This window comes from Kosakonia sp. HypNH10 (genome assembly GCF_029850615.1).
Taxonomy (GTDB): Bacteria; Pseudomonadota; Gammaproteobacteria; order Enterobacterales; family Enterobacteriaceae; genus Kosakonia; species Kosakonia cowanii.
On sequence record NZ_JAOTIU010000001.1, the window covers coordinates 1,184,696 to 1,209,532 of the forward strand.

A 24,837-nucleotide genomic window follows, 5' to 3' on the forward strand; every position below is an offset into this window, starting at 1 on the left:
GGGAGTTGCTCATGAATGAGCACTATTTTCTTATTAGTGATCCAGTGAAAATCGCATACATCATCAGGATAAACATTCTAATTTACGAGCAAATAAAACCAATTATTCTTATAAATTTCACACCATTAAGAAGTGAGTTCTATCCACATTGTAAATCAATAAGGAACACCAAAAATAATATTTATCTCACCCGAACACGCCGTTTTTTTTACAATATATATTAGAAATGATGCACCCCCGGAGATCCTCCAATGTACAGTTGCGCTAATGGGCCTGAGTAAGCCTGACGGTCGATAACATGCTTACAGCCTTTATGATGTCGCTCATTGTATTACTCTCAAAAATAGCACTCGGCTAAAAATTAAATTACCTTCGTTCATAACGGTCGTCCTGAACAATATAAGGCTCAGCAATCTCTTTCCAAACAATCTGAGCCATCCTCTGCCATTCTGTTGGATTTTTTTGCTCTGAAATATATTCTCTAATTAACCTGATAGCCAAGTTAAAATCCTGCTTGCTAAGTTCAGCAAATGAATAGAACTTCAAATACTCGCCTTCCTCACATTTAACCATCTCATGTAATTTAGAGTAGCCCGGCAAAAAAATCGCATCCAGAAGATCGCCGAATGCATCCCAATACCTGCTATTGACATATGTAGATTTAAATTTATCCTCAATTTTCTCTGCAGTATTATCCTGACTGAAAATTATAACTGCCCCCATGGAATTACCTCACAATAAAAATTTTATTCTTTTTGCTGCTGTAATAGAACTGCATCAGGTTAACGAAAGCAAGGTAATTATCGAAAGACAAGCATAAAAACTGAACACCCACCCATTATTTACCCCCTCTATATATTAATCTTTTTGATAAAAAGTAAGAGTTGGTCCATATTCAGCGTCATCATTTGATGACTCTATAATAAATTCCTTTTCAGGGAAGACCTCTTTCAACGTCATTCTCCATGAGCATTTCATTACGGTACATAATTGGTTGAAAACTGAGTCTGACACATTATCAGCTATACTCCCAAAGAGGTCGTAAACATGAGTGTGGTTTAACATTTTCTCTACAGCTGAATTTTTCTGAGGGAGTTTTAGTTTCCATTCCCGAAAGTTGTTTTCCTCGTATCTTTCATAAAGTAAGACACAGTTATCAACCACGATGAACTCAGGAAAAAAAAGACGTGAGTAAATTAAAACATCCTCCGGATGGCATTTTTCACTTATATACTCATGCAATCCTAATGTCTCAGGTTCCTCCCATTGAGCTTCCCAGGCATCATATCGTACAAGGTCATGAGGTTCGTCAATTAGAGATTTTTTTATCATGATATTTCATCCTGTGTTTCTAAAGAGTTCTTTCCCCCACATCACTTTCAGATTGTCTCTGGCTCTGACGCGGAGTAGTTGTCATCTTATCACTTAGCTGTGTTCTTTCACGGGAAACAGGTCAGAGCATCATTACAGGAGAGAACATCCGCACCATGTTTTGTACAGCATGCAAATGATTTTCTTCTGTTCCAAGGAAGTTATTCTCAACAAAAAAATTAATTAGGGCTCATCTGTATAGATGCTAAATTTATTAGATCCAGGTTCGTCTTCAATGATGACTCTTCTGCAGGAAGGGCACTTGTAAACGTCTCGCCTAAATTTGTTATAACAATCAAAAAAATCGTCACTTGTAAACTTGCTGCCTTTTTCATCCCAATTATTTAATATTTCAATAATAATTTTTTGTGGGACAACCTCATATAAAAAACTTTCTTCCATTGTTCTGGCAACCATAACATACCCACATCTGCAAGATAATTTTGACATTAGTTACCTCCTGCTTTTGGACGTTCAAATCGATACACTTTATCTGTGCAACATTGGAAAAACAGAGTGTTAATGTTGTTAATATTTGGCTTACTCCAAGCCTTGGAAGCAATACAACTAATTTTCTCGCCAGTTAGATCTATCTGTGTGATAACAGATGATGTCTGACTATCTTTCTTCTCAATGGTATTTATTATGCTTTTAGGTTTAGTGGAGAGAGGTGTATAAAGATCAAATTTTCCAACTCCATCAACCAATAAGTCTTGAATTCTGACATTTTGCAGACCTTTATCAGACGCAGTAGTCTTATACGTGACACCATAGCCTGGTTGACTAAATGTACTTCCGGCCCTTAATTCATTACTATCTGGCTTTGCATAAAACTCATAAGTTATCCGCTTCTTAGTCAGTGCATTCTCTGCTTTATGGGTAATATTCTGACCCGTTATACCACCGAATGTAGCCGGCGTTCTGAGACCAACATTCATAGCTCCGTCACTATAGGTCTGACGAGTATGCGGACCGTAACCGTGCCGTTGCAAATCAGCTTCTGAGCGCGAGAAATGCGTGCTGGAAGGGGACAACAGAATATAACCGTAGGGCGATAACGGAAACGGCGATGTGCAGAGTCCAACAACTGTGCGGAGGCTCACTGACGATGCGTCACTACGACTGTCAGGTAGCAGATGCTTTTCCCATGGTGTGGGCGTTGAACAAGATGACGAGCACAGGTATGCCAGAAAGCTTGCTTATTTCCTAAAAACACTTCTTACTACGGAAATGTTTACCGCGAATCTGATTATTCAACGAAGCCCCATTTTCATTATGAAATAAATATTTCTTGTTTCAGACCATCTTCCATTAAAATTAATACGCCACTGCCTTTCAACATAAATTCATTATTTCCCTGAAGCACAACAGCATCTTTCAATTTAACAGGCATAGCAAAATAGAAGTATTCACTACCAACTAAGCATCCGAATGTTTTATCCTGCTCAAAAAATTTCTGAACATCACTTTCTGATAAAATAATTTTAGTACAACCATCAATGCTATTAATATCATTTGAATCTGTTATATACCCTTTAACAGGAACATCTAATGCAGAAATAAATAAGAAGCCCTCTAGCTCATCAATAACCTCTTCCTGGAACGATAGTAAACGCCATTTTTCATTCATAAATTCATCCTTATTACCTTTTTGGTGATTTAATTATCGCCTGCCCCATGACTTTAATTTTAAACTCATCAATGGGTGTAAAATATTTTCTTTCTAAAGCAGGATCACGTATCACAACAACTATTTTATCATTCCTTACTGTAATGCCATCAACAACTACAGCATGAGCACCTCTATCCCGTTTCATAGTAACGATAGTCAGGTTTCCTTTTGATGTTGCGGCTGCAAGATCCTCAAAAGATACTCTGGAAATAAAGTGAGCATCAGGAGCAGCGCCAACGGCAATCGCTGATTTGAGATCGCCTACGGCCGGCGAGGATTTATATTTTCAGCGTAACCAAAAAGGCTGGTCATTTGGGCCTAGAGCATCATCAATATAATACGGTGCGTCGGTGAAGCCAATTCTTACAGGTATATACTCATTAAAAACTTGATAGTAAACTTCTGTGCATTCTAATGCTTCATCAAAGGCTTTAAATAAACGGTCAAAGATAGCATGTAAATTATTTCCATTTAAATTCAATCGGGAATTTTTTATCCATGCCAAATGACTGTAGATCTACATTGTTGCGAGGAAACCGTGAAAATTTATCACTAACAGAATCCAACTCACATTTAATTTTATAAACCTCATCATAAGTTAAAGATCCACTATATAGCTTCTCGGTTACCCACGGATATTTACTACCTTTAATACCGTTTTCAAGTAAAGAGACTACCAGATTAAAAAAAGGTTTTACATCAGACGCTGACCCAACTTCGGTCAGTGTCATTGCTGCAAGTATTCCTACATTTTTCATTTTGCTTTGAACCTTATGGAGGAATATGTAATTGCAACGTTTGACTTATCTACGATGCCTTTCACAACTTCCATTCTTTCTTCGGCCGTAACGCTCTGCCCGCGAATATCAACAACTGCTTGCTGTTGCAATGCCTTAGGTAAGTTTTCAGTCGCTCATTAGCCTGTTTAGTGCTATATAAAACAACCCATTTGTATTAGTCGCAATATTATTTTTTCACTTCAACACTGCAAACATTCCCCTGACATCAATCGGAGTGAGCCCCAACTTTCGTATTATAAAAAACCTGTTTACTTTTGCACCTAACTTTTTCGCGCCATCCATCACCGGCCCATTAAATAATGGCTTGTATCAATTATTGTAGCTGCCGATTTAGGGATGAATGCCTGGATGAACATTAGTTCAGCGATCTCCCCCATGCCAGGAAAGTCACTAATGACCGACGGAAGAACTATAACTTATGTCGGCCTCATTCCTAACTGAATTATCTGACACCAGCGGAGTTTACAGCGGGCTGGCGAATAAAAAAAGAAGGTAAACAAACCAGCATTACTAACTGACTATTATTTAATACTGGGGGTAAGTCAGGTTCAGTTAGCTTGGCCGCTCCGTGCCAAATGCAGACGTTGATAACATGTTGATAAGAGAAATTTTTACGTGCATTTTTGCCAGCACGACGTTGACTAAGATATGCTGCATAATCCCTGCAATGATGTTATTTTCACCGATTTCATTGGCGATATACGACACCGCATCCTTTGCAAGCGCAGCGTTAAAATTTCCCATGCTAGTCCACTGACCGAAGTAGTAGCCGCGGTGATAATCGCTGTACATCACTGCCAATAAGATCATACAACTTTCAGCAATTAATATCGGTTTACTTACTGTCTAACCTCCCTTTTCGCTGCAACACAGCAAACGTTAGATGGCATCCGACTATTCAGTCTGAATGTTGGCGATACTACTTATGTTCTTCTATCACCAATCAACAGCGATTTCTCTGGCCGGAAATTTATCTGTACCTGCTCTCAATCACAATTTGCCAGAACGCGTTTAAATAAAAACTCATAAAAATCTTTTGCATAAAAAACCTCCTCTCCAGAAGGTAATTTGAGATACAAAGGGCACTCTTGCCCATCAATTTTTGAATAATCAAAATAGAATGTTTCGCCAAAATCAGTTTGACTAACAACGAGTTGATAACTTTTATTCAATCCACTTTTAAAATCATTTAGATATTGATATACAATATCTCCCCCCCCGCGTACTTGATCAAATTCAATTCCGTAAATACTAAATATTTCTTCTCCGCCAATCTCACCACCTGTATAATTTTTCAAAAACCACACATACGATGGAGTTAGCTTGACTCCGAGAGTACTCTCTGCCTTTCTTATCCAATCGTCATCTACTGCATTCTCAGAAGTGCCAAAATTCACGATGTCACTGTGTGCATTGATCAGTTCAACAACGTCTGCAGCTGTGATATTTTTCAAATGACTATTTCCTATAAGTTTTAGCTCTCTTTTCCCGCTAAAATTTGCCGTAACTTCTCATCACTTACTTTCATTTTTTCCTGCCTCCTGAATTATTTTATATACCAGTTTCATAGGTGTTTGTGTGTTTTCTAACGTTTTTCCGGGGGCGCTTGTACACCGGCGATCTGCCGGTGTACAAGCGCGGGAACGGGCATTTTGCCTGATGGTTGACAGCACGATCCCGGCCATTCAGACCGGGTTTTCTTTTAACCGGTATAATTTATCCGATATTTTCTCTAATTCATCTGAGATAACCATATTATTTAAAAGCACCTCAAGCTGGTTTTCATTATCAAGCGAAAAGTACTGAAGTAATCGCCATGTATCAGCCAATTCAGGACAACTTATATTATTATGTACATCAACCACTTTATCAATGTGTGATCCTTCCATAAAGAACCTGATTCCCTTTCCATGTTTGGAAAAACTCCATATAACCTCATTAATATGGACATATCCATTTTTGGGAAAATCTAATAACCACTCAATGTCTTTTGCCATTGGATAAGCTTTAAATAAGGCTTTAACCAGCTCAATCTGAAGTAGAAAAAATCGGATAATTTCATCTTTATCAAAAATATTATTCATTTCAGTGCCTCACCCTTGCCTCAGCTGCTTCACGCAGTAATTGATCACCTTGTTCTTTTGTAACATGGTGAACTCTGACTGGGATAATGGAGTTTAGTTAACGGAGCATGTGCCCTGTGAGTTTATTCAGGAGTGACAGTTACTCATCGTCATCCTGATCATCTTTATGACGGGTTGCGTCAAGGCGAGCTGATTTTAGCCACTCATCAAAGTTAGCCACATAACCTCTGTCTTCCCATCCTGCGGAGGCAAAGGCATGGACATAATAGACTTTGGGATCTCCTGAAATATCCGAACCATCAAAGCAGGCGATATCATCAGAATAAAGCCAGTTCGCAAAAGGAATTAACTTCCTTTCAGGATAGAGTTCTTTGACTTTTTGAAACCAAAAATCAACAGAGCTTTGTGTGTGGCAAAGCAGCCACCACGGTTCGATATCCTCAAGGTTTTCCTGAGACACGTAATTGATAAAACTTTCAGGAAAAGCGAATTCTGAGTATAAATAATTATGGTACGTAATAGCTCTGATAGTCATTTTTTCACTATTATCCCTGAATGGAATGAAGCGTTGGAGATTTTTTATTTAACCCACCCCGAATTATTAAAACCTCCAGCAATGGATTCATCTCACTTTATTAATTAAGAGCCACAAAGACCAAAGCTGCTCTTTTTCTTCTAACAAACAGCTCAAGCATTAATACTTAAAGTTAGATTTTTAATAAAAAACTTAGCTTTTCCAGTGACTCCTGTATATAGGAATCCTCATGATTAACACTTTCATTTCTATATAATGAAACTGCATACACTTGTTCCAGGACAAACCAATATTCATGGAACTCGTTTTTCCATTCAACATCAACGGATTGCAAGCGATATAATAACCCTTCTTATGAGTTTCACTTCATTGAGGAAGGATCTCTATCCATATTGGAAATCGATAAGGATCACCAAAAATTATTTTTATCTCCATTTCCCGGGTAGGCATTCTAGTCTATTTGCATCAGCAGGTCATTGACCGTTTTTTGATCATCCGGATGGAGCTTTATATATCTTTCACATGCAAGCCTGACGTAATTAAAGACTACAGATTCAGGTACGATAATCTCTCCGTCATAGACACTGAACATAATTCCTTCAAAATGACACATAGGATCTGGATCATCTAAATCTGGAAAAGTACAAGCAGTTTCATTAACACAGCATCCATACCTTTTCAGGATAAATGGCAATGCCCATAAAAACTTGTGTTGAGAATATATAGAATTAAAAAATTCTTTTATAACCCACTCAGGATCATTTTCATAATCTATGCCTTCGAAAAGTTGTTTGTTATTCATTCAGCCACCGCAAAAATTTCGTAACGCGCGTTTACAAGACCAAAAGCACTCTGCTAAGTTAGGATGGGACTAATGAAAACAACGAGGGGTTCCTTTGTAATAAACTAACAACACAACTCAGTGTATTTTTGGGCAAAATTTTTTCACTTACATTCATGCCTCCATCTAAACTCCAAATTAATAAATCACCTTCTCTTTTTTTCATAAAGTAAAGATAACAGTCATTATCTTCCATGGCAGTGCACGTCATATCAAATAATCCATCAATAAGCTCTGTGCCATCACCTGTAAAATAGCTCGCTGCATTTTGATACAAACTATGCGCATCTATACTCGAATCATTAACACAAAGCTTATCCAATGGCACACTCGAATAAAATCCAAGTGTGGTTTTTAACTCAACCGGATTAATATTACCGAACAGTCTTTGACCATCAATATATAATGAAAAAAGGCCATTCTTCCACGTATCCCCCGGAGCATTCAATGCTTCAACCACATCAAATTGAAGTGCGAAAATGAACGGATCACCATAAATCATTTTATTTTCACCCTAAGCTGTTTGGTACATCACCAGGTCTCTGCTTGCCAAAATAGATTTATTTGCTAAGTCGAAAAATAGACACAACCAATCTTCCTCTTTTAATTTACTTAACATCTCAGTCTATTCCACGATGGCGCAATCATACCAATAACCCCCGGGCTCATTATCACTACTAAAATCTGTAATGCATAAATCAAAGTTTCTATACATGTATGTATCTCAACCGTTTCAGGCGCTCCTCCATCTGAAATCGCACATTAAAGATTGCTAACGTACAGCGGCAAATATGGAGGTGTTGGCTGCCGCTCGTCCCCTGCTACGCTTTTTCAAAATCACTGTTATAGACGGTCTGATGCATAATCATTACTGATGGCAGGACGCTGTAAGATCCTCATAAGCTCTCTTACCAAGGCTGATGGCTGACCGCAGGATCCCGGTGACAACGGGAATCCAGGGTATTTAGGGAGCCAACTTGATAGGGAAAGTTACCTTTTCACCTTCAATATAATCCCATATTATCTTGTGTAACTTGTTAAAAACTGAACAATCATGAGGCATAAATTCCATCAAAAAAGAATGTAGCTCATCAGAACTGACTAATTTTACCCCCCCAACTCTCCTAACTTCTGCCGTAAAAATTTCTCTACTACTCATATAGTTAAAGCACAGGGTGACTTTCTTGTCTTCTTTCGAATATAAAATATTATCTATATATACTGAATCACTGGTTGAAGACGGCATTTCCATTCCAGGTTTCCTCAAAGTCTTTATAGGTCATTTTATAACTAGTGCCTTTCCATGGATCATTAATAGATACATTTCCTTTACTATCAGTACCTTTAACAACAACCCAATGTCCAATCCTACCGCCTTGCTCCCACATCATTGCACCCCATGAACCTGTTTTATTCACGCCATCATAGGCTTCAAAACTAACAAATCCTCCTCTCCAGTTATCTCCGCTATGCTTGCTCAAATCTCTGGCTAACTGCTCAGGACTTTTCAGGCCAGTTCCTATCTGAGTTTGATCAACAAAGATTCCCCTAATTAATGGCAAGTATTCAGCGTCGATCAAAGTATTGAGAAAAGTCATGAGGAGACTTAACTTACATAACTAAATTAGCCGACGCATCAAGTGACTTACACACTTAGTTTAAACATCATACCCAGATTTTTTAAATACCAACCGTATATGCTCTGTTAAACCAGCAAGATCGTCATAGGCTATCGGGCCGAAGTCTGGGTAATATTTTTCCATATAGTGATTAATGTCCTGCGTGTTTTTAGTGTGCCTTAGCTTCTCAACAAATGTAGGAAAAATACGATGATTAATCCCAGCACCATACTATTTGGGATGATGAGTTATACACCATTCAACCTTCCCTATATATGATTCAATTGCATCCTCCATAAGTAAAATAACCTCAGGAAGTTCATTTTCAAAACGGAAGCTGGAATATGGGGGATACTTAGAACGATCAACCTTCTCAAAGTGGTCATTGATCCATTCATCTTGAATACAGCTCTGATAATGTAACCACTCCAATTTTCCCAAAGAGCCAATAAAGTCCAACAATATTGTCTCTTTTGTACCGATAGGAAACATTACTTTAACCCTCTGATTTATCAGAAATCGAAACATTCCCATTATTTATAGATTCAATATGCTTTTCTCAATCCCCTTTCGGGAGCAGCCCTGCACCCGATAACTGTTACGGAGCCAATCATGGCTGAACGCGATACCAAGTCACAACAGCATCCTCCACCACAACCACCGTCCGCGAACCGCAAGCGCACTGTTATAGGGTCGGTTACCGGCCCAACCGGGTCAGTAGAACCCGCTACCGCTGCTCACTTTTAAAGGTCGCAGGCAGGAGGTGCTGGGATTCAGCACCGGGCAGGCGGGGTGGTCACCGCTGTGAAGGGACGGCTTATTATTGAGCCACAGTTGAAGAGCGACCGTTAAAAGTTAAAATCCCGGCTTTTGAGGGCGGGGATTTACTACTCACCTATATATATAACCCCACTTTCAGGCGGGATCGAGTGATCCCATCCCATTACATCCAGGATAGCTTTTGCCTGGACTCTCATTTTTTCCCATTCCTGACTGTGACAGAGTGCATCGTCGTTCCAGTACTTAACATTATCAGCCCCACTAATTGATAACATATAATCATCCAGCTCCTTAATCATCTGTCTCTGAATGTTCGTTAGTCTCGAGTCATCCATTTGATCCAAGGCTATTTCCCACTCAACAGCTAATTGATCGGCAGCATTTACGAACTCAGGGAATAAGTTCTTTTGTATTTCATATGGTTGAGAGAATGCTTGAGCAACCCATTTAAATTTATTCATATACCTACTCTTTAGGTCTATTTATGATCGTGGCCTTTTCCCCAGGACTTGGCTTATAAGAGCCAGGATCTACAACTTTGATCGTACCTTGCGTTGTAGTTGAGACCTTATAATAGCTACCACCGTGCCTTCCTCCTCCCGGATGATATTGGATCTGGCTGATCTCAGGATGCCCCTTAACTTCAATAATTGTTGCCTGTCCAGAGCCTCGCGTAGATTGTCTCACATTGACCTGATAACCAGATGCTTGAAAATCTTTAACTATATCATCGGTCGAACGGCCCCAGATAGACTGAGGGGACTTGGTAAAGTCATTAGCCACATTAACTGAACTCTGAGCATTACCTTTCCCCCCCTTACTAATCCCACCCGCAGCAACGGCCGCATTCGCTATCGCCGCATGCCCAAAAATATTTGTAAGTTCAGTCGTAGTTTCTTCTGAACCGCCTAGCATTTGCGCGCGGTAAATCAGCGTATTGATCGAACCGTCGAAGTTAGACTGAGCACCTCGCAGATTAGCCCATTCCTGCACTTCAGCCGGTGTCAGCGAGTCAACACCATTGTTGCGGGCTTTTGACGACAGTTCATCAAGCCGGGCAGTGTTATCCGCTTTCCATTGCTTCATTTCCTTAGCAAGGGCAACGCACTGATCTGCGCTTGAGCAGTTGTTTATCTGCTCCTGCACCTTGTCAAACTCTTTGGCATATTTGTCGCGGGCATTGACTTTACAGGAGGCATCACCGCCGCAGGCAGTAAGCTCTTCACTGCGGCTTTGCTGCTGTTGCTGGCTGAGATGATTATTCTCAACCGTCGTTTTCCCGGCCTGCGCCGCTGCCACCACACTTGCGCTGCTGTCGCCCACCAGGCCACCGGCAAGGCCGGATGCCAGCGTTGCCAGTGCGGAAACGGTCTGTTTCTCTTCCTCGCTCAGTTCACCAACGGTTTTATGGTACGCATCAACGGCAATTATCCCTGCCAGTTCGCCGGTGGCGGCTCCTGCCGCTGCGGTCGCTGCATCTTTTTTGCTCGCCGCTGCCAGCGCGGCATTCACCACGGCGTGCGCCAGCACGCGTGCTTGCCAATCTGTTTCGGGAATTAACCTGGCGATCTCATTCGCCAGGTAAGGTGCGGCGCCACCGGCAATCGCTGATTTGAGATCGCCTCCCGCAAGCGCCTGCACTGCGGCGGTTGTGGCAGTGATGGCACGCTGAGCGCTGCCGCCTGTGCCCTGTTGTGTTTTCGCAAACTCACGGTTATAGAAGGTCTGGTACATCTGGTCACTGATGGCCTCATCAGTAACCGGTTTCCCTGCCTTCTGCAGCAGGCTGATGGCTGCCGCGCGGTCTTTCTCATCCGCGTGTTGCATGCTGGCTTTGGCGTTTTCCGTCGCGGTGATCTTCGCGTCGGTGCGCACAACATCCGAGACCTGGCTGCCAATCTCGCCAATCAGCTGTGCCGTTTGCAGCCGCCGTTGCTCTTTTTCCTTGTTAAATATCGGGTCGATGCTGCCGTTGGCATGTTCCGTGTCGCGGCTCAGCGTACCGACATCCTGCTGCTGATTCGCGGTATCGCGCACAATCACCGTACCGTCAGCCACCGCCGATTGCGTGGTGCCTTCGGCATGCCCGCTACCGCCGAGCCCGGTCAGCATGTTGCTCGCCATATTGCCGATCACATTACCGGCAATGCTTCCCCCGGTGCTGAACCCACCGCCGACGTGTTCGGCTTTGTAATCCGCTTTGTTGGCGATATCCGTGAAGCCAAGCGTACCGGTGTCGAGCCGGTTTTTGTCGGCCTCTGCGCGGCTGGCAAGCACTGCGCCATCCAGCTGCGTATGGTTGCCGACCGTAACATCGAAACCACCTTTGCCAGCGAAGATACCCGTCTGCTCCTGCACCGAGTCGTAGTTGCTCTTCATCTTGTCGCGGCTGTAGCTGAAGCTGCCACCCGCTCCGCTGCCGAAGGTGTAATTCAGCCCGCCGCTGACGCTCTGCTGCTTGCTGTTGTAGTTATCGCTGTCCTGCAGGCTGCTCAGCGTCAGGTCTCGGCCAACATCCGCCGTCACCTTGTCACCATTAACCTGCGCGCCCTGCAACAGGGTGTCGCGCCCGCTGCTCAGGCTGACATTTTGCCCGGCATCCAGCGTGCTCTCCTTCCAGGTGGTGCCGTTACCTTTCTCGCCGCCCTTCGCGGCGTTGCCGCTGGCGGAAACGGTAAATCCTGCGCCATCTTTTCCGGCAGTGATGCCGACGCCAAGGGAGCCGCCCTTGCTGGAGTTGCTGCCGCTGGTTTTCTGCGTATCTGCCGCGCCCGTGAGGGTGATGTCCCGCGCGGCATCGAGGGTGAGATCTTTCCCGGCTTTCAGCTGGCTGCCCGCAATAGCAATATCGCCGCTGTTCGCCGCCTGCCCTTTGCCGCTGGCGGTAATAGTGAGATCGTTCCCGGCATTAAGCGTGCTGCCGGTATTGGTCTCCTGCTCCGAGTGGGAGGTGGATTTCGACGACTGCCCACCGATGGAGGCCATCACGCCGAACGCACCGTTCTTCGTCATGTCGCCGCCGCTGACAGCATCTGCCAGGCGGCTCGCCTGCCCGGCCTGAATGCCGGAAAGCGCCGCTTTGGTGGCCTGCAATGCGGCCAGTCGTCCGTCGCTCTGATCTTTGGCTTCCATGGCGGTGGTCGCCGCCGTGTTCACCGCATCGCCGACCGCGCCGGAGAGCGCCACCGTCAGGCCGCTGCTCTTCTGCTTGAACGTTTGGTCACTGACGCGTTTGTCACGGCCAGGCTCGACAACCACGCTGTCGCCGGAAAGGGAGAGATCCTTTTTCGCCACCAGATCTGCGCCGCCCACGTGCAGTTGCTCGCCCGCGTTAATCGCGACGCTGCCGCCATTGCTGCCAATGGCGCTCATGCTCTGGCTCTGGGTGGTGCCCTTCTCTTTCAGATCCTGCGTGGTTTTACTGGTACCGATGGTGAAACCAATCCCGCCGGAGCCCATCAGGCCGCTCTTTTTCTTCTCTTTGAACTGCCAGTTCGAATCCGTGTTGGTGGCGGCCTCAATATTGACATCGTGACCGGCACTCAGCGCTACATTGCCATCACCCACCACATTCGAGCCTTTCACCAGCAGGTCATTGCCGGATTTGAGGGTGATGTTATCGCCGCTCAGCAACGTGCCGGACTCGCGCGTCGCGCTCTGCTCAGAGATGGTGTGCGTGGTGGTTTTTTTCAGGAACCCTTTCTTGGTTTTGGTTTGTTCCTGGTAGTGGTAATCGCTCTCGGTGGCGGTCGTCAGGTTGATGTCACGCCCGGCCTGCACGCCAATATCGCCCTGCGCTGTCACCTGCGCCGCTTCGGCATTCATATCGCGCCCGGCGATAATCGTCGTGCCCGCGCCGCTGGCAATCTCCGTACCCTGCTGGCGTACCTGCTCGTTGATAACGGTTTTTTTGCGGGCTTTATAACTGTCGCCCTGCGTCGTCTCTGCGGCTTGTAGATCGACATCGCGACCGGCCTGCATCCCGACCTGCTGCTCTGCTGCCAGCCCGGCGGCCTGGGAATGGATATCCTGCCCGGCGGTGAGGATCAGGTTACCGCCCGCACTGACGGTGGTGCGATCAAGCCCGGTGCTATGATTTTCGCTGTTGCCGTTACGGCTGTTCTGGCTGGTCTGCTGCGCATTCAGGTTGAGGTCATTGCCTGCGGCAAGCGAAGCATCTTTCCCTGCACGAACATCACTTGCGGTCAGCGTTAAATCTTCGCCTGCCTGCATGGAGAGCGATCCGCCCGCCGTGATGCCGCTGCCCTGATAGCTCACGGTGGACCGGCTGGTCGGTGTTTGCCGCCTGAAGCCGGACTGGCTGTAAGCATCGTTAATTTCAATGGCGTTGACGGCGATATTGCCGCCCGCGTCCATCCGCAGGTCGCCACCTGCCGCCAGGGTAGAGCCGGTGAGCGTGATATCTTTTCCGGCATTGAGTGATAAGCCATCCAGCGCCGTAATGCTGGCGATGCTGCCAAGGGTAGTGTCCTTCAGGCTTATCGTGCCGCCCTTGCCCTGCCCATTGAGCGCAAACTGGTCGGCCAGAGTGATGTTGTTGATGCTGCCGTCGAGGCTCTCAAGCGCTACCGTTTTGCCACTGATGGCAGAGCTGATGTTGTTGATATCGCCAACGGCGCTGAGATCGACATTGCCGCCCGCTTTCAGCAATGCATCGTTGGTGTTGATAATCTGCGAGGCGCTATTAACGCTGAGATCGTTGCGCGCCAGCAGCGTGCTGCCGCTGTTGGTGACCTTGCCGCCATTAATAGTGACGTTATTCCCGGCAATAACGCTGCCGTTATTAACGGTGACATCTTTTGGCGAGAGGTAAAGTTTCGGGATCATCACCGTTTCGCCGCCGATGGTCGCGCGCTCCCACCACAGGATGCTGTGGTCCAGCGCCGCAATCTGATCGGCGGTGAGCGCGATACCAAACTGCAGCCCCAGGGATTGCTTCGCGTTGGCGGCGTTATCCATCAGGTAGCGCATCTGCTCCAGATCGGAGCCGATACCGTTCAGGTAGCGGTTACCGGTCTGGTTCAGCATGGCATTGCTGACATAACGCGTATCAAATGCAGCATCACCGAGGAAACGGTAGTCGTAATCCGGTTTCAGGTTGATGCGATCCAGCATGTAGGCTGAACCGAGGAACAGCTTCTCGTCGGTATACTTTGGATTGGTCTCGCGCGGCGCAACCAGTGTGGTCATGCCAGCCTGGACGAAGAGCGGGTTGCCTGCCAAATCAGGCGTTGATACGCCAGCCCCGGCGATACCACCAGGCGCACTGACAAGCTTCACGCCCTCCGACGGCGTCATTCCCTGCGGTAGCGACGGGCCATTGACCTGGCTGACTGGCGTAATGCCGCCAGGTAACCCGGAAGAGTTCTGCCCGGCGGGCTTCGCCGCAGGGTTAACCCCGGCCGGCAGGTTCGCGGTGTTAAAGCCGGGCGCGGAGGCCGAAGGCGACAGCCCCAGCAATGCATTCAGATCGCCGAACAGCGCCGGATCTAAATCACCCAGCCCATCGAGTTTTGGGTTGAGGGTAATGAGATAGGGGCTTTTCGGGTTAGTCGACACCACGAAGTAGCCGTTACTACCCGTTGGTAGCGGATAGGCGCTGGTATCAACGGTTTTCCCCTGGTGCTGACCGGGGCCGCTGTTAGCGATATTTTTCAGCGCGGCCTGGGTAACATTGGCACTGGCCAGGCTTCCTGCATTACCGAGGCTGACACTGCCTTTTTGCTGACCGCTGACGGTGCTCAGCGCTGTTCCGGCCGTTGTGCCATTGTCCAGCGAACCGCCGCCGTTAATCTGCTGCAGCGCGTTTTGTAGCTGATCCTGCCACTGCGGCGAGTTAACGGATGCAGAACCTGCGGCAAGCGCCTGTTTTGCCACGCTACCGCCAATACCCTGGTTGCTCAGGGTATTCAGTGCAGGAGCGGTAATCGTACCACTCACACCACCCGCGTTGGAGGTGGTAGTTTCGTTACTGATATTGCTACTAAAGTTAGCGGTTACATTACCACCGGCCTGGATAACGGCGCGTAACGGATTAGAACCTTCAGAATTTACAACTTTCAGGCCGGGCTGCGCCTCATAATAAAATGTCTTGGTATTTCTAGAGAATAGATATTTAAATGTCCTGTATGTGGTCGATTCACCAGGAAACCAAGAACGATTATTTAGGGTACTACCAACTAAATTTGCGTTGGCGGAAGCAATAATAAAACTTGCGTTGTTTTCAAGATCGGCAGCAGTAATATTCACATTTTTTGCTGCCTGGATTCGAGCTGCGCTGCCGTTACTTGTTGCAGTAGCGACTGTTTTACTGACAGCTATATCTAGCGTTCTTGCAGACTCTATAGGTCTGCTATAAAGACTTGACGGGGTATCCGTAACAACCGGAAATCCTGCACGGCAACTGCTCGCAGCACCGCTAGGACAAGGTATCAAGATATATTCAATTTTTTCCGCGCCTAAGTAATCAAGAGGGACATTGGCATTCGTTTCCGTTAACCAAGAATATGTTCCAGTCAGAGCGATGGTGGTAGGTTCACCAATCTGGATACCATCCCGCTGATTCAGCAGATGCCCGGTTCTGATGGTGATATCACCGTTCTGCGTCTCAATATTCCCTGACGTGTTAACGACTTCACTATTTGCATTCCCCGCCGCATCACGCTGCATCGACAGGTTATTTCCTGCCAGCATATCGCCGCGCTGGTTGGTGATACTGTTCGCATAGAGCGCCAGGTTATTCGCCGCGTAGAGCAGCGCGGTGTTAACAATGCTTCCCGGTGCGCTGAGCGTCAGGCTACCGCGGGTGCCGGTAAAGCCGTTTACTGCGATCCCGCCGCGGCTTAACAGCGTCACATCACCGCCGCCCTGCAGGGAGCCATTGCCATTCAGCACAATCGTGCTGCCGCTTAGGGTGCTGCTGCCGTTGCCGGTGGTGATTTGCCCGTTGTTCGTCAGCTGCCCGCCTGCGCTCAGGTTGACCGCCTGGCCCTGCATCACAGACTGGTTATCAATTGCGCCATTGCTGCTGATGTTCAGATTCCTGCCCGCCGCCAGCGCCGTTTTAGCGGTAAAGGCATCGGCGAGTTGCAGCGTCAGGTTGCCCAGCGCAACCACCTGCCCCAGCGCATTCATGCCGGTTGCGCCAACAAACAGATCGCCGCCGCTGAAGAGCTTGCCGCTGGCAGACTGATTCACTTGTGAGGCATTGACCGTCAACTGGCTATTCCCCAGCAGCGTGCCGTTGTTGGTGAGCTGGGCGTAATTCAGCGCCAGGTTGTTGGCCTGGGTGGTGCCCTGATTGGTAAAGGTGTTGCCGGTCAGTGTCATCTGGTCGGCAAGCAGCGTCCCGGTGCCAGCGTTATTGGCGGCATTGAGGATCAGATTGGTGGCCTGTAACCAGCCCGCGCCGCTGTATTGCGGGGTGGTTAAGGTCAGACGCGCGCCGGAGAGGAGTTTGCCCGCATTTATTGCCTGTGCGGTGCTCTCAATGCGGCTTTCGCCCGCGCCCTGAATCAGCCCATAGTTGAACAACGATGGCGCGGTAAGCGTTAGCCCTCTGGCGCTCACCAGTTCGGCACCCGCATTGTTGGTCAGCGAGCCCGCCGTAAGCGTAAGATCACCGCCCTGGATTTTGCCCTGGTTGCCCACGGTGGCGGCGGTAAGGCCAAGCGCACCGTTGCTGGCGAATGTGCCTCGCGCCTGCTGGGTGAATGCGCCGTTGAGCGTCGCGGTCGCACCGTCGCGCCCGCTGATGGCGCCGCTGTTATCAAGGGTATTCCCCTTCAGCGTAAGGGTAGCTGCCGCCCACTGCCCCTGGTTGGTAAGCGAGAGCGCCTGCAACGCCGCCGCGCCCATGGCGGTAATTTTACTGCCCGCCGTGGAGTTGAGATTGCCCGTAAGCGTCAGGTCCAGCGCCCCGGCACTCTGCACCGCACCGCCATTTTCCAGCGACTGGGCAGCCAAAAGTACCCGGTTCCCTTGCCAGCTCCCGGCGTTACGCACCGTCCCGGCGGTAATATCGAGCGTGCCCTGAGTGAGTAACGATCCCGTTGCGCCGTTGCTCAGCTCAAGCGCCGGTGCCACCAGCGCCATGCGCGCCAGTGTGGTGACAGCGGGTTGACGGTTATCCAGTTGCAGGCCTTTCAGCCCGATCAGTTTGCCGGTGTTGGTAATACGGCTCTCATGTGCCGCCAGGCTGTTGCCCTGAAGCATACCGGTGTTGGTCAGCGACTGGCCGCTCAGCGTGATATCACCAGCGCTCAGCATCTGCCCGTCGTTATTCAGCGTCTGGGCGCGTACATTCATTCCACCCTGGCTGGTTAACGAGCCGGACAAGGCCAGCGTGTCGCCAACCCTGGCCGTCAACTCACCCTGGCTCAGCAGCGAGCCGCCGAGCGTCCAGTTATCGGCTGCCACATTGACCCGGCTGCCCTGCAACGTCCCAAGCGTGGTGAGCGATCCGCCATCCAGCGTCAACATGCCGCCGCTCAGGGTGCGCGATCCTGCGCCGGTAGTCAGCGTGTCACCGCTCACCGCCAGGCCATTATTGCCCTGCCACAAGCCGTTGTTGTGCAGACTTGGGCCCGTTAACGTCAGGGTATTGCCGGTGATGCGTCCGCTGTTCGTCAGGGTTTGCGCGCGTAAACCGGTCGCGCCGCCGCTGACCAGTTGCCCGTCATTGATGAGATCTGCGCCATAAACCCCGGTCAGCCCTTGCAAGCCGTTAACCAGTCCGCGGTTATTCAGGCTAGAACCGTTTAACGAGACGGTGCCACCCTGCACAGTTCCGCCATTTTCCAGCTTGCCGGCATTGAGCGTCATGGCATCGCCGGAGAGCAAACGGCCGCCCGCATTATTGAGTAGCGTATCCGCCGTGGCCTGCAGCCCGTGCGTTCCCTGCATCAGCCCGCTATTGCTGAGCGCTCTGCCCTCAAGGGTCAGTGACTGAGCGGCGATGTCACCGCTGTTGGTCTGTGTATCGCCACGCAGCACCGCGTCCTGATGGGCAAGCAGAGTTCCGCTGTTGGTCAGCGTGCCGCGCAGTGTGGCGTCGAGAGCATCAGACTCCACGCTGCCCCCGTTAACCAGCGTGAGCGCGTTCAGGGTCAGCCCGCCGTTAACATAGAGCTGCCCCTGGTTCTCCAGCCGATCGAGATTCAGCGCCAGCGCGTTGCCGCTGACCAGTTGACCCTTGCTGCCATTCAGCAGGTTAAGGGTGCTGAGCGTCAGGGCATCGTTGCCCTGCAACAGGCCGGTGTTGGTCAGTTCAGGCGCGGTAAGCCGCAGTACTTTTGCCGCCAGTTTGCCGCCGTTTTGGGTTTGCGCAGTGCGAATATCCGCCGCGCCCTGGCTCAGCATCTGCCCCTGGTTATCCAGCTTGCCGCTGAGGGTGGCGTTAAGATCGTCCTGCGCCTGCAGGGTGCCGCCGTTGTGCATATTGTCGGCGGTTGCAGTAACGGTGCGGCCCTGCATCTGCCCCTGGTTATCCAGCGTGCTGCCATTAAGCGTAAGGCCGTTGCCGCTCAGAAGCTGACCACTGGCCGCATTCACCAGCGAGGTTCCATCCCAGGCGAGCGTGTCGCTGCCCTGAATCAACCCGCTGTTGCGCACATCGCCGTGCAGGGCGAGCGCTTTAGCCATCAGCGTGCCGTCATTCTCGCTGCCTGCCGCCTGGAACGTCATTGCCTGCTGGCTGATGATGCGCCCCTGGTTTTCCATTTTGCCGCTAACTTCGGCATTCAGGCCATTTTTGCCCAGCGCGGTGCCGCTGTTGAGCCACTCGCCGGTGGCTAAATCCAGCGTATCGCCCTGCAACTGGCCGGCATTGACCAGGCGGCCATTTTTAACGGTGACGGCGCCATTGCTCAGCACGACGCCGCCCTGCTCATTGGTCAGGCTGGTGCCAGTTGCCGTCAGGCCGTTCGTGCCCTGCAACGTTCCACTGTTGGTAATATCGCCCTGCTTCAGCGTCAGGGTGTTACCTGCCATCAGGCCCTGGTTAAGCAGCGTCGGTGAGCTGAGCGTCAACCCGTTCTCGCCGATAATGCGCCCGTTATCGTGGTTTATCGCCTGCCGCGTGAGCGTCAGCAGCAGCGAGGTGGCAGTCAGCTCACCGCGGTTCTCCAGGCTCTCCGCCGTCACGCTGCCGGTATCTGCCGAGACCAGCCCATCGTTCACGATATTGGCTGAATTAAAGGTGAGGTTTTTGTCGGCCAGCAGACGCCCGCTGGCGGCGTTGGTCAGGTTTCGGTAATCACTGGAGAGGCTGACGCCATTGATCTCGCCGTCATTTACCAGCGTGTTGCCACCAATCTGCAGATCGCCATCGGTGGTGATCAGACCGCTGTTGGTTAATTCAGGGATGGCGAGGGTGAAGCCCTGCGTGGAGTAGATCGTCCCGCCGGAGAGGTTATCCAGCTTGCCGGCCTGAAGATCGAGTACGCGTGTGCCCTGCAACAGGCCGCTGTTGTGAATCTGCCCGCCGTTCATTGCAAGAGTGTCGGCAACCAGCGTGCCGCTATTCGCCAGCGTGTTTTGTACGTTTAAATTGATGCCAGCCGCGCTGGACTTGCCGCCGTGGCTCAGCGAATTGGCTTTAACATCCAGCGCGCCTTTTACCGCCTGCGTCCCGTTTAGCGTGACGCTGTCCGCATCGAGGGTCATATCGCCCCCGCTCTGCAACTGCGCCTGTTGCTGGCTGCTCAGCGTCCCGGCGTGAACAGTAAGCGCACCGCCAGCGTTAACCTGCCCGTCGAGATCGGCCCGCTTTTGTGCACGCAGCGCCACATTGCCGATACCGGTAATGGTGGAGCCCGCGCTGCTGGCGAGCGTTCCGGCCTGCACGCGCAGTGCGCCATCGGATGCCAGCGTGCCGCTGTTTTGCATCCGATTGCCAGTGAGATCAAGGGCCTGTCCCTGTACCGTACCGCTGTTGTTAAGCGCCGTGACACTGGCGGTGAGCTGGCCTTTTGCCGCCACCGCACCGCTGTTAGTTACCTCTCCGCCGCGGATCTGCGCCGCGCCCGCTGCGTTCAGCGTGCCGCTGTTTTGTATGGCGTCGCCGCCGATATCCAGCGTCTGCCCCTGCAAAGTGCCGCTGTTGATAAGCGTCTGGCTATCGGCCGTTAGCTGGCCTTTTGCCGCCATCATTGCGCGGTTATCCAGCAGCCCGGCGCGAAGCTGCGTATCACCCGCAGACAAGGTTGAGCCGCTGTTGCGCAGCGTATCAGCGGCGATCGCCAGCGTCTGGCCTTCAAGCGAGCCGCTGTTATCAAGCGTTGCGCCTTCAGTGGTTAAGCGCCCTTTGGCGGTGATCGCGCCGTGGTTGTCCAGCGTGTTGGCGCGCAGCAGCGCGTCGGAAGTAAAGGTCAACTCACCGTCGTTGCGTAACGTATCGCCGGTGAAGCCCAGGGAGAGCGCCTGAATGGTGCCGAGGTTATTGAGATGAGGAATATTTAACAGCAGGCTCTGCACCGAATAGATCGAGCCGCCGGTCTCGTTATCCAGTTGTCCGGTTTTCAGGTTCAGCGCCTGGGTGCCCTGGAGCAGACCACGGTTGGCGATCTGCTGTGCGTTCAGCGCCAGGCTATCCGAAATCAGCGTGCCGCTGTTGGTCAGCCCATCCTGCGCGGTGAGCGCGATACTTCCCGCGCTCGTTCTGCCGCCGTGGTTCAGGGTGTTGGCCTTCACCTCCAGCGCCCCTTTCGCCCACTGCGCGCCGTTAAGCGTGGCGCTGTCGGCGGCGATCGCCATCTTGCCGCCGCTTTGCAGTTGGGCGGTGCTGGTCAGCGTGCCTGCCTCAACCTGCAACGATTTGTCGGCGTTGAGCTGCCCTTGCAAAGAGGCGTCACGTTTTACTGAAAGCTGGAGGCCACCCTTGCTGTTGAGCGTGGAGTCAGCGGTTGTCGTCAGGGAACCGGCATCAATACGCAGCGCGTCATCCGCGACCAGCATGCCGCTGTTGCGCACCTGATCGCCGCGCATATCGAGGGTTTTGCCTTGCAGCGTCCCGCTGTTTTCCAGCACATCACCGGCAATGCCGAGCGTCAGCCCCTGCATCATTCCCTGGTTGTTCAACCGCCCGGCGCTGGCATTCAGGGCACCTTTTGCCGCCACGTTACCGCGGTTTTCCAGTTGCTGCGCGTTTAGCACCAGCCCGGTATCGGCAAGCAGCTTGCCCTCGTTTTGCAGTACATCGCTGGTGGCATTAAGCGACAGCCCCTGAATCGTGCCGCTGTTGTGCAGCTGCGGAATGTTAAGGATCAGATCCCCGGCGGTGTAGATCGTGCCGGTCGCCTGGTTCTCCAGCCGATCCGCCTGCAAATTAAGAGCCTGCGTCCCCTGAACCTGCCCGCTATTGCTAACCTGCGCGGCATGCAGCGCGAGGTTATCCGCGATCAAGGTCCCGCTGTTGTTGATATTATCTTTCGCCGTCAGGGCGACAGCGGCTCCGCTCGTCTCTCCGCTGTTGTTGATGCTATCTGTCGCCGTCAGAGTGACAGCCGCCGCACTGCTCTGCCCGCTGTGGTCGAGCGTTTTCGCCGTCACATTAAGCATATCCTGCGCGATTTGCGTCCCGCTCAGCGTCGCCTCATCCGCACTGAGATCCATGCGGCTCTTGCTTTCCAGACGTCCGGCGTTGGTTAGCCGTGCAGCGTTAGCGGTTAACTGGCCTTTTGCAGCAATGTTACCCCGGTTGTCGAGCTGCCCGGCTCGTAGCCACAGGCCGGTATCGGCAAGCAGCGTGCCCTCGTTTTGCAGCACATCGCCCGTCGTGCTGAGCGACAGCCCCTGGATGGTGCCGCTGTTGTGCAGCTGTGGAATGTTGAGGATCAGATCGCGGGCGGTGTAGATCGTGCCGGTCGCCTGGTTCTCCAGCCGATCCGCCTGCAAATTGAGCGCCTGGGTGCCCTGAATCTGCGCGGTGTTGTTAATCTGCGCGGCATGCAGCGCGAGGTTATTCGCCACCAGCGATCCGCTGTTGTTGATGCTATCTGACGCCGTTATGGCAACGGCAGCCGCGCTGGTCTGCCCGCTGTGGTTAAGGGTTTTCGCCGTCACGCTCAGCGCGTCCTGCGCCATTTGCGTTCCGCCAAGCGTCGCGTTATCCGCGCTGAGATCTACACGCCCCTTGCTTTCCAGACGCCCGCGGTTATTAAGCTCAGTCGCGCTGGCGGTGAGCTGGCCTTTCGCCGCGATGCTGCCCTGGTTTTCCAGTTGCCGTGCCTTCAGCCACAGGCCGGTATCGGCAAGCAGCGTGCCCTCATTTTTCAGCACGTCGCCGGTGATACGCAGCGACCGCCCCTGAACCGTGCCCTGGTTGTTCAGCTGTGGCAGGGTAAAGTTGAGATCTTTTGTTGAATAGAGCGTGCCGCTGGCCTGGTTATCCAGCTGGCTGGTATTCAGGTTCAACGCGTCGGTGCCCTGAACCTGCCCGCTGTTGCGGATGTGCGCCGCGCCGAGAGTCAGGTTATTCGCCACTAGCGAACCACTGTTGGTCAGGGTGTCACGGGCATTGAGGTTGATCGCGCTGGCGCTGGATTTGCCGGTGTGCTGGAGCGTGTTCGCCGTAACCTCCAGCGCCCCGTTCGCCTGCTGAGTGCCGTTCAGCACTGCATTATCAGCGCCGAGCCGGATATTACCGTTGCTTTGCAACTGCCCACTCTGGCCGTTATTCAGCCAGCTGGTTTCGGCGGTGAGTTGCTGTTTTGCTGCGATGGTTCCCTGGTTATCCAGTTGCCCGATCTTCAGTTGCGTATTGCTTTGCGACAGCAACGTGCCGCTGTTGTGCAGCACATCGCCGGTCAGGTTGAGTGAGCGCCCCTGCACCGTGCCCTGGTTGTTGAGTTGCGGCAGCGTAAGAGAAAGATCCTGCGCGGAGTAAAGCGTGCCGCTCGCCAGGTTATCCAGTTGAGTGGTGTTGAGATTCAGAGCCTGGGTGCCCTGAAGTTTCCCGCTGTTGGTAATGTGCGACGCACCCAGCGCCAGCTCTTCCGCCACCAGCGAGCCGCTGTTGGTAAGCGTCTGCTGGCCGGTCAACGCGATGCGATTCGCCGTAGAGGTTCCGCTGTGGGTAAGGCTATTTGCCTTAACCTCCAGCGTCCCTTTCGCCACCTGGTTGCCGTTCAGGGCCACCGCCTGCGTCCCGGCAATGATCATATTGCCGCCCGTCTGGTGGCTGCCGTTCAGCGTCACACTCTCGCCGCTCGCGGTTAACGATCCGCTGGCGACACTCTCCCGGATGACCATTTTCCCGTTGGCATCAAGCCGGATATCGCCCTGCCGCGCGGCCAGGTTGCCGAGGTTCACCCCGACGCCTTTTTCGGTCGAGACCAGATGAATACGGTTGGCATACATGCCGCCGAGTGCGCCGGTATCTACCGCCACGACCGGGGCCGCGCCTTCGCCAGCAATCGGTGTGGCGTTTCCGCTGGCATCGACACGGTTAGCGCCTGCGGTTACCGTTAACGCTTTCGCATGGATCGCGGCGTTCATTTCGGTGGCGCGCGAGATCAGCGACAGCGCATCGCTCGCGCTGGCGTCCAGCCCCTTCCCTTCCACCGTAATGGTGCCTTTTCTCACCTCCAGCGCAGAGAGGTTGCCCGCCGCGTCAAACTGCGGTTTACCGGTTGTGAGCGTTGCATTCGGCGTGTTGATAAAGCCGCAGCCATTACAGGTGATGCCATACGGGTTGGCGACCATCACATTCGCCGCTTTCCCGGCTACTTCGGTATAACCCTGCAACTGGGAACGGCTGCCGCCGGTGACTTCGTTGATAATGCCGCGCGCTTCCTGGCCTGCGCGCAGGTTCGGGTTGTTCTGGACAAGCCCGCCCAGCTGCGTCTGCGTAAGCTGACCGGTGGCGTTATTGAGGATTAACCCCTCGGCACCTACGTTGTAATCTTTGAACTGGTTATGGGAAATACCCGCGCCGTTAGGCGTGGCGATATTAACCACCGGCACGCCATTGGCGGCCTTGTCCATGGTGGCCGGGCTATTCGGCGTGATGGCCGCGGCAAAGGAAGGCGCAACGGGCTGCCAGACCAGCAGGCTGATGATCAGCCAGCTCAGCGCGCGTTGTGAGAAACGAACAGGTTTGACAGTATCCATTGC

At 51.0% G+C, this 24,837-nt stretch carries 16 protein-coding genes and 2 pseudogenes; 2 read left to right on the forward strand and 16 right to left on the reverse strand.

Going from position 1 to position 24,837, the window contains the following annotated elements:
- Positions 1–366: 366 nt before the first annotated feature.
- From N7V53_RS05750 to N7V53_RS05765, 4 genes are all read right to left on the reverse strand, one after another.
- Positions 367–723, reverse strand: a complete 357-nt coding sequence (locus tag N7V53_RS05750) for a hypothetical protein (RefSeq protein WP_279792600.1) — start codon at positions 721–723, stop codon at positions 367–369.
- 135 nt (positions 724–858) lie between these two features.
- The gene (locus N7V53_RS05755; RefSeq protein WP_279792601.1) at positions 859–1,332 is read right to left on the reverse strand and encodes a hypothetical protein; all 474 of its coding nucleotides are present in this window, start codon (positions 1,330–1,332) and stop codon (positions 859–861) included.
- Between the two features lie 222 nt (positions 1,333–1,554).
- Positions 1,555–1,821, reverse strand: a complete 267-nt coding sequence (locus N7V53_RS05760) for a hypothetical protein (RefSeq protein WP_279792602.1) — start codon at positions 1,819–1,821, stop codon at positions 1,555–1,557.
- A complete protein-coding gene (locus N7V53_RS05765; protein WP_279792603.1) occupies positions 1,821–2,309 on the reverse strand; it encodes a hypothetical protein in 489 nt (162 codons plus the stop codon). The genes N7V53_RS05760 and N7V53_RS05765 overlap by 1 nt, the downstream gene beginning before the upstream one ends.
- A gap of 23 nt (positions 2,310–2,332) precedes the next feature.
- Between N7V53_RS05765 and N7V53_RS05770 the strand changes: the two are divergent.
- Positions 2,333–2,581: pseudogene (locus N7V53_RS05770) on the forward strand (IS5/IS1182 family transposase); the annotation flags it as partial.
- Positions 2,582–2,644: 63 nt separating this feature from the next.
- On the opposite strand, the gene N7V53_RS05775 reads toward N7V53_RS05770, so the two are convergent.
- Positions 2,645–3,001 carry a hypothetical protein gene (locus N7V53_RS05775; RefSeq protein ID WP_279792604.1) on the reverse strand — a complete coding sequence of 119 codons (357 nt, stop codon included), beginning with the start codon at positions 2,999–3,001 and terminating at the stop codon, positions 2,645–2,647.
- 503 nt (positions 3,002–3,504) lie between these two features.
- Positions 3,505–3,801 carry an Imm70 family immunity protein gene (locus N7V53_RS05780; protein WP_279792605.1) on the reverse strand — a complete coding sequence of 99 codons (297 nt, stop codon included), beginning with the start codon at positions 3,799–3,801 and terminating at the stop codon, positions 3,505–3,507.
- A gap of 362 nt (positions 3,802–4,163) precedes the next feature.
- On the opposite strand from N7V53_RS05780, the pseudogene N7V53_RS05785 reads away from it, so the two are divergent.
- Positions 4,164–4,361 (forward strand): annotated as a pseudogene (locus tag N7V53_RS05785) (integrase core domain-containing protein); the annotation flags it as partial.
- 34 nt (positions 4,362–4,395) lie between these two features.
- On the opposite strand, the gene N7V53_RS05790 reads toward N7V53_RS05785, so the two are convergent.
- The 10 genes from N7V53_RS05790 to N7V53_RS05835 form a co-directional block, all read right to left on the reverse strand.
- On the reverse strand, positions 4,396–4,653 hold the full coding sequence (locus tag N7V53_RS05790) for a hypothetical protein (RefSeq protein WP_279792607.1): 258 nt from the start codon (positions 4,651–4,653) through the stop codon (positions 4,396–4,398).
- A 176-nt stretch (positions 4,654–4,829) separates the two neighbouring features.
- Positions 4,830–5,297, reverse strand: a complete 468-nt coding sequence (locus N7V53_RS05795) for an SMI1/KNR4 family protein (protein WP_279792608.1) — start codon at positions 5,295–5,297, stop codon at positions 4,830–4,832.
- A 231-nt stretch (positions 5,298–5,528) separates the two neighbouring features.
- The gene (locus tag N7V53_RS05800) at positions 5,529–5,927 is read right to left on the reverse strand and encodes a hypothetical protein (RefSeq protein WP_279792610.1); all 399 of its coding nucleotides are present in this window, start codon (positions 5,925–5,927) and stop codon (positions 5,529–5,531) included.
- Positions 5,928–6,066: 139 nt separating this feature from the next.
- Positions 6,067–6,462, reverse strand: coding sequence for an SMI1/KNR4 family protein (locus N7V53_RS05805; protein WP_279792612.1), 396 nt, complete (start codon positions 6,460–6,462; stop codon positions 6,067–6,069).
- 451 nt (positions 6,463–6,913) lie between these two features.
- Positions 6,914–7,264 (reverse strand): ribonuclease toxin immunity protein CdiI, encoded by a 351-nt coding sequence (gene cdiI / locus N7V53_RS05810; protein ID WP_279792614.1) that lies wholly within the window; start codon positions 7,262–7,264, stop codon positions 6,914–6,916.
- 58 nt (positions 7,265–7,322) lie between these two features.
- Positions 7,323–7,805: an immunity 42 family protein gene (locus N7V53_RS05815; protein WP_279792616.1), complete on the reverse strand. Its 483-nt coding sequence runs from the start codon at positions 7,803–7,805 to the stop codon at positions 7,323–7,325.
- A gap of 462 nt (positions 7,806–8,267) precedes the next feature.
- Positions 8,268–8,555, reverse strand: a complete 288-nt coding sequence (locus tag N7V53_RS05820) for a hypothetical protein (RefSeq protein WP_279792617.1) — start codon at positions 8,553–8,555, stop codon at positions 8,268–8,270.
- Positions 8,530–8,901 carry a papain-like cysteine protease family protein gene (locus tag N7V53_RS05825; protein WP_279792618.1) on the reverse strand — a complete coding sequence of 124 codons (372 nt, stop codon included), beginning with the start codon at positions 8,899–8,901 and terminating at the stop codon, positions 8,530–8,532. Before N7V53_RS05825 ends, N7V53_RS05820 begins: the two co-directional genes overlap by 26 nt.
- A 908-nt stretch (positions 8,902–9,809) precedes the next feature.
- The gene (locus N7V53_RS05830; protein WP_279792619.1) at positions 9,810–10,163 is read right to left on the reverse strand and encodes a hypothetical protein; all 354 of its coding nucleotides are present in this window, start codon (positions 10,161–10,163) and stop codon (positions 9,810–9,812) included.
- Between the two features lie 4 nt (positions 10,164–10,167).
- On the reverse strand, positions 10,168–24,834 hold the full coding sequence (locus N7V53_RS05835; protein WP_279792620.1) for a hemagglutinin repeat-containing protein: 14,667 nt from the start codon (positions 24,832–24,834) through the stop codon (positions 10,168–10,170).
- Positions 24,835–24,837 lie beyond the last annotated feature (3 nt).

Coding starts and splice junctions, on each gene's coding strand:
- N7V53_RS05760 (WP_279792602.1), bottom strand. CDS start 1,821: ATGTCAAAATTATCTTGCAGATGTGGGTATGTTATGGTTGCCAGAACA.
- N7V53_RS05780 (WP_279792605.1), bottom strand. CDS start 3,801: ATGAAAAATGTAGGAATACTTGCAGCAATGACACTGACCGAAGTTGGG.
- N7V53_RS05755 (WP_279792601.1), bottom strand. CDS start 1,332: ATGATAAAAAAATCTCTAATTGACGAACCTCATGACCTTGTACGATAT.
- N7V53_RS05790 (WP_279792607.1), bottom strand. CDS start 4,653: ATGATCTTATTGGCAGTGATGTACAGCGATTATCACCGCGGCTACTAC.
- N7V53_RS05825 (WP_279792618.1), bottom strand. CDS start 8,901: ATGACTTTTCTCAATACTTTGATCGACGCTGAATACTTGCCATTAATT.
- N7V53_RS05820 (WP_279792617.1), bottom strand. CDS start 8,555: ATGGAAATGCCGTCTTCAACCAGTGATTCAGTATATATAGATAATATT.
- N7V53_RS05750 (WP_279792600.1), bottom strand. CDS start 723: ATGGGGGCAGTTATAATTTTCAGTCAGGATAATACTGCAGAGAAAATT.
- cdiI (WP_279792614.1), bottom strand. CDS start 7,264: ATGAATAACAAACAACTTTTCGAAGGCATAGATTATGAAAATGATCCT.
- N7V53_RS05765 (WP_279792603.1), bottom strand. CDS start 2,309: ATGAATGTTGGTCTCAGAACGCCGGCTACATTCGGTGGTATAACGGGT.
- N7V53_RS05800 (WP_279792610.1), bottom strand. CDS start 5,927: ATGAATAATATTTTTGATAAAGATGAAATTATCCGATTTTTTCTACTT.
- N7V53_RS05775 (WP_279792604.1), bottom strand. CDS start 3,001: ATGAATGAAAAATGGCGTTTACTATCGTTCCAGGAAGAGGTTATTGAT.
- N7V53_RS05805 (WP_279792612.1), bottom strand. CDS start 6,462: ATGACTATCAGAGCTATTACGTACCATAATTATTTATACTCAGAATTC.
- N7V53_RS05830 (WP_279792619.1), bottom strand. CDS start 10,163: ATGAATAAATTTAAATGGGTTGCTCAAGCATTCTCTCAACCATATGAA.
- N7V53_RS05835 (WP_279792620.1), bottom strand. CDS start 24,834: ATGGATACTGTCAAACCTGTTCGTTTCTCACAACGCGCGCTGAGCTGG.
- N7V53_RS05815 (WP_279792616.1), bottom strand. CDS start 7,805: ATGATTTATGGTGATCCGTTCATTTTCGCACTTCAATTTGATGTGGTT.